This window comes from Pseudarthrobacter sp. 10T415, assembly GCF_056394175.1.
Genome location: NZ_JBFTHJ010000037.1, coordinates 1 through 4,518 on the forward strand (window position 1 = coordinate 1; position 4,518 = coordinate 4,518).

The following is a 4,518-nucleotide window of genomic DNA, read 5'->3' on the forward strand; positions in this document are numbered from 1 at the left end:
GGCAAGTTCGGCGGTGACGTCTCGCACCTGAACCTGCACAAGACCTTCTGCATCCCGCACGGCGGCGGCGGGCCCGGCGTCGGCCCGGTCGCGGCGAAGGCGCACCTGGCTCCGTTTATGCCCGGCGATGCCAACAAGGCCGCCCATGAGGAAGGGCACGGCGTCGCGATTTCCGCTTCCCGGTTCGGCTCTGCCGGGGTGCTGCCGATTTCCTGGGCGTATGTGAAGCTGATGGGCGGTGCTGGCCTGACCGAGGCCACCAAGTCCGCGCTGCTGGCCGCGAACTACGTCGCTGCACGGCTGAACGAGTTCTACCCCGTGCTCTACACGGGCGAAGGCGGACTGGTGGCGCACGAGTGCATCCTGGACCTGCGCGAACTCACCGCCCGCACCGGCGTCACGGCTGAGGATGTGGCCAAGCGCCTGATCGACTTCGGGTTCCACGCCCCCACCCTGGCCTTCCCCGTCGCCGGGACCCTGATGGTCGAACCCACCGAGTCCGAGGACCTCGCGGAGATCGACCGCTTCATCGACGCCATGATCACCATCCACGCCGAGATCGAGCAGGTGGCAGCCGGCGACTTCTCCCTGGAGGCATCGCCGGTGCGCAACGCACCCCACACGGCTGCCGCCGTCGTCAGCTCCGACTGGGACCGTGCCTACCCGCGCGAGCAGGCCGCGTTCCCCGTCGCTTCCCTGCGGCAGGACAAGTACTTCCCGCCCGTGGGACGCATCGACGGCGCAGCCGGCGACCGCAACCTGGTCTGCTCCTGCCCTCCGCTTTCCGACTTCGAGAACTAAGGACTTCCCATGACTGAGAACTACACCGCTCTCTACGAGCAGCACAAGAAAGCCGGCGCCTCCTTCACCGACTTCGGCGGCTGGCAGATGCCCCTCAAGTACGCTTCCGAACTCGCCGAGCACCACGCCGTGCGCAACGCCGCCGGCCTGTTCGACCTCTCCCACATGGGCGAAGTCTGGGTCACCGGCCCGGAAGCTGCAGCATTCCTGGACTACGCCCTGGCAGGCAAGCTGTCAGCCATCGCGGTGGGCAAGGCGAAGTACTCGCTGATTTGCGACAGCGACGGCGGCATCATCGACGACCTGATCACGTACCGCCTCCCCGCGGCTGCGGACGGAACAGCCAAGTACCTGGTGGTCCCGAACGCAGGCAACGCCAAGGTAGTGGCCGAGGCCCTGCAGGAACGCGCCGCCGGCTTCGACGTCACCGTGCAGGATGCCTCCGCCGAGACGTCCCTGATCGCTGTCCAGGGCCCCGCCGCCGAGGCCATCCTGCTGGCGCTCGTACCGGCCGACCAGCACTCCCTGGTCACGGAACTGAAGTACTACGCCGCCGTCGAGGTGGGCATCACGGTCAACGGAGCTGTCCGGGACCTGCTGGTGGCCCGCACCGGCTACACCGGCGAGGACGGCTTCGAAATCTACGTCGGCAACCTGGAGGCAGCCGCCCTGTGGGAGGCCCTGCTCGCGGCCGGCGAAGGTTCCGGCCTCATCCCCGCAGGCCTCGCCGCCCGCGATTCGCTCCGCCTCGAAGCCGGCATGCCGCTCTACGGCAACGAACTCTCCCGCCGCGTCAACGCCTACGCCGCCGGGCTGGGGCCGGTCGTGTCCCTGGCCAAGGAAAGCGACTTCGTGGGCAAGGAGGCCCTGGCAGCCATCAAGGCCGCCGGCGTCGGGTCCACCGTGGGCCAGAAGCTCGTGGGCCTCAAGGGCACCGGGCGCCGCGCCGCCCGCGGCCACTACCCGGTCCTCAAGGACGGCTCCCTCATCGGCGAAGTCACCTCCGGACAGCCCTCCCCCACCCTCGGCTACCCCGTGGCCCTGGCCTACGTCGACGTCGAATTCGCCGAGGCCGGAACCATCGTCGACGTGGACCTCCGCGGCAAGCCCGAACGCTTCGAAGTAGTGGCACTGCCGTTCTACAAGCGCCAAAAGTAGCCCGACTGCCTCGCCGTGGTCGCCTTTGCCCGGCGGCACCGACATCCTCCGCGGGCTCGGTCGCGAAGACGCCCGCTGGGCGGACGTGACGCTCCCTTAGACGCCCGCTTCCGGATGCCGGTCCCGCAGGGGCAACGGTCGCTCACCGCTGACAACTCGACCTTTGGCGATTATCGACCAAGGTGACAGGGAAGGACGGGTGAGCGGATTCCGGAAGCGTGCGTCAAAGCGACGAAGGAGCAGCACGCGGAGGAATTCGGTCACCCGGCACCCAACGAGACCACAACCAAGTTTTCAAACGAACAGGAAAATCATGAGCAAAGTTGCAGCTGAACTGAAGTACTCCGCCGAACATGAGTGGATTGCTGTTGACGGGTCCGGCCCTGCCGGGATCGGTATCTCCGCCGTCGCCGCCGATGCACTGGGCGACATCGTGTACGTGGACCTGCCCGAGGTTGGCTCCATCGTGACCGCCGGCGAAACCTGCGGCGAAGTGGAATCCACCAAGTCCGTTTCGGACCTCTACTCCCCCGTCACCGGCGAGGTCACCGAGATCAACGACGGCGTGGTGTCCGATCCCGCCCTCATCAACAGCGACCCGTACGGAGCCGGCTGGCTGTTCAAGGTGTCCGTCACCGAAGAAGGCCCGCTGCTGTCCGCCGAGGAATACGCCGCAGCGAACGGCGGCGAACTGTGAGCGCGGCTGCCGGCACGGCCGTCAACGAGACCGTTGCCTTCCACCAGGTTGAATCCCCCAGCCTGAACGCGGACCTGTCCGTCCTGGACCCGGAGATCGCGGCCAAGATCGACGACGAACTGGGCCGCCAGCGCGATGGCCTGGAAATGATCGCTTCCGAGAACCACACCGCCGTTGCGGTCATGCAGGCGCAGGGCTCGGTGCTGACCAACAAGTACGCCGAAGGCTACCCGGGCAAGCGCTACTACGGCGGCTGCGAACACGTGGACGTCATCGAACAGCTCGCCATCGACCGGCTCAAGGCTCTTTTCGGTGCCGAGTTCGCCAACGTCCAGCCGCACTCCGGCGCACAGGCCAACGCTTCGGTGATGCACGCGCTGATCAAGCCCGGCGACACCATCATGGGCCTGAACCTCGCCCACGGCGGACACCTGACGCACGGCATGAAGATCAACTTCTCCGGCAAGCTCTACAACGTGGTGCCGTACCAGGTCCGCGAAGACACCCACACCATCGACATGGCAGAGGTGGAGCGACTGGCGCTGGAAACGAAGCCGCAGCTGATCGTTGCCGGCTGGTCCGCGTACGCACGCCAGCTGGACTTCGCCGAGTTCCGCCGGATCGCCGACCTGGTGGGCGCCTACCTGATGGTGGATATGGCCCACTTCGCCGGCCTCGTCGCTGCGGGCCTGCACCCCAGCCCGGTGCCGCACGCGCACGTCACCACCTCCACCACGCACAAGACCCTCGCCGGTCCGCGCGGCGGCATCATCCTGTCGAACGACGCCGACATCGCCAAGAAGATCAACTCGGCTGTGTTCCCGGGCCAGCAGGGCGGACCGCTGGAGCACGTCATCGCCGGCAAGGCCGTGGCATTCAAGATCGCCGCCTCGGCTGAGTTCAAGGAACGGCAGGAGCGCGTCCTCGCCGGCTCCCGGATCCTGGCCGAGCGCCTGGTCCAGCCGGACGTCACCACCAAGGGCATCAACGTCATCTCCGGTGGCACCGACGTCCACCTGGTCCTGGTTGACCTCCGCAACTGCGAACTCAACGGCCAGCAGGCCGAAGACCGCCTGGCCGCGATTGACATCACCGTCAACCGCAACGCCGTGCCCTTCGACCCGCGCCCGCCGATGGTCACCTCCGGCCTGCGCATCGGCACCCCGGCTTTGGCAACCCGCGGGTTCGGCGAAGCCGCCTTCCGCGAAGTTGCGGACATCATCGCCGAGGCATTGACGGCCGACGCCGACGCAGACCTTTCCGGCCTGCGTCACCGCGTAGAAGCACTCGCCGCAGCCCACCCGCTCTACCCCGGCGTCCCACCTCTGTCCTAGAGCTGGCTGGCTTCGGGACCGGCGGACCGGACATTTTCACGCCTGCTGCTCGTTCCTCGCTTTGACGCAGGCTTTCGAAAAGTCCGGCTCCGCCGGCCCTTGTGGGCATGTCCCCTTGGCGACGCACACTTCTGGATGCCAGCCCCATAGAGCCGTGCACCGTCACCTAGTGGAGGGCGCAAGCTAGGCGAGAGCCAAGGCGACGGACCTGCAGGAAGGGAGCGGGGCATCCGGCAGCATGCGTCAGAGCGACGAAGGAGCAGCATGCAGAGGATGTCCCGCTCCCTTTCCACCCCGACCACGCACGTTTTTAGTTAGGAATCCCACCATGGCCGTTGGCGTCTTCGACCTTTTCTCTGTCGGTATTGGGCCGTCGAGTTCTCATACTGTGGGGCCGATGCGGGCTGCTGCGGTGTTTGCGGAGGAGTTGAGGGGTGCCGGGGTGTTGTCCCGGGTGGCTTCGTTGCGGGTGGATCTGTATGGGTCGTTGGCTGCGACGGGGCATGGGCACGGGACGATGACGGCCAT

The 4,518-nt window shown here is 66.9% G+C and carries 4 protein-coding genes and 1 pseudogene; all 5 read left to right on the forward strand.

Features of this window, described 5'->3' with window-relative positions; translation table 11 throughout:
* Positions 1-801, forward strand: a pseudogene (locus tag AC1DBN_RS21245) (glycine dehydrogenase (aminomethyl-transferring)); the annotation flags it as partial.
* Between the two features lie 9 nt (positions 802-810).
* Positions 811-1,959, forward strand: coding sequence for a glycine cleavage system aminomethyltransferase GcvT (gcvT, locus tag AC1DBN_RS21250; protein WP_477724172.1), 1,149 nt, complete (start codon positions 811-813; stop codon positions 1,957-1,959).
* A 313-nt stretch (positions 1,960-2,272) separates the two neighbouring features.
* The gene (gcvH, locus tag AC1DBN_RS21255; protein ID WP_015935762.1) at positions 2,273-2,656 is read left to right on the forward strand and encodes a glycine cleavage system protein GcvH; all 384 of its coding nucleotides are present in this window, start codon (positions 2,273-2,275) and stop codon (positions 2,654-2,656) included.
* On the forward strand, positions 2,653-3,990 hold the full coding sequence (gene glyA, locus AC1DBN_RS21260; protein ID WP_477724173.1) for a serine hydroxymethyltransferase: 1,338 nt from the start codon (positions 2,653-2,655) through the stop codon (positions 3,988-3,990). The genes gcvH and glyA overlap by 4 nt, the downstream gene beginning before the upstream one ends.
* A 328-nt stretch (positions 3,991-4,318) precedes the next feature.
* On the forward strand, positions 4,319-4,518 hold a 200-nt coding region (locus AC1DBN_RS21265), incomplete at its 3' end, for a serine dehydratase beta chain (RefSeq protein ID WP_477724174.1).

Coding starts and splice junctions, on each gene's coding strand:
- gcvT (WP_477724172.1), top strand. CDS start 811: ATGACTGAGAACTACACCGCTCTCTACGAGCAGCACAAGAAAGCCGGC.
- gcvH (WP_015935762.1), top strand. CDS start 2,273: ATGAGCAAAGTTGCAGCTGAACTGAAGTACTCCGCCGAACATGAGTGG.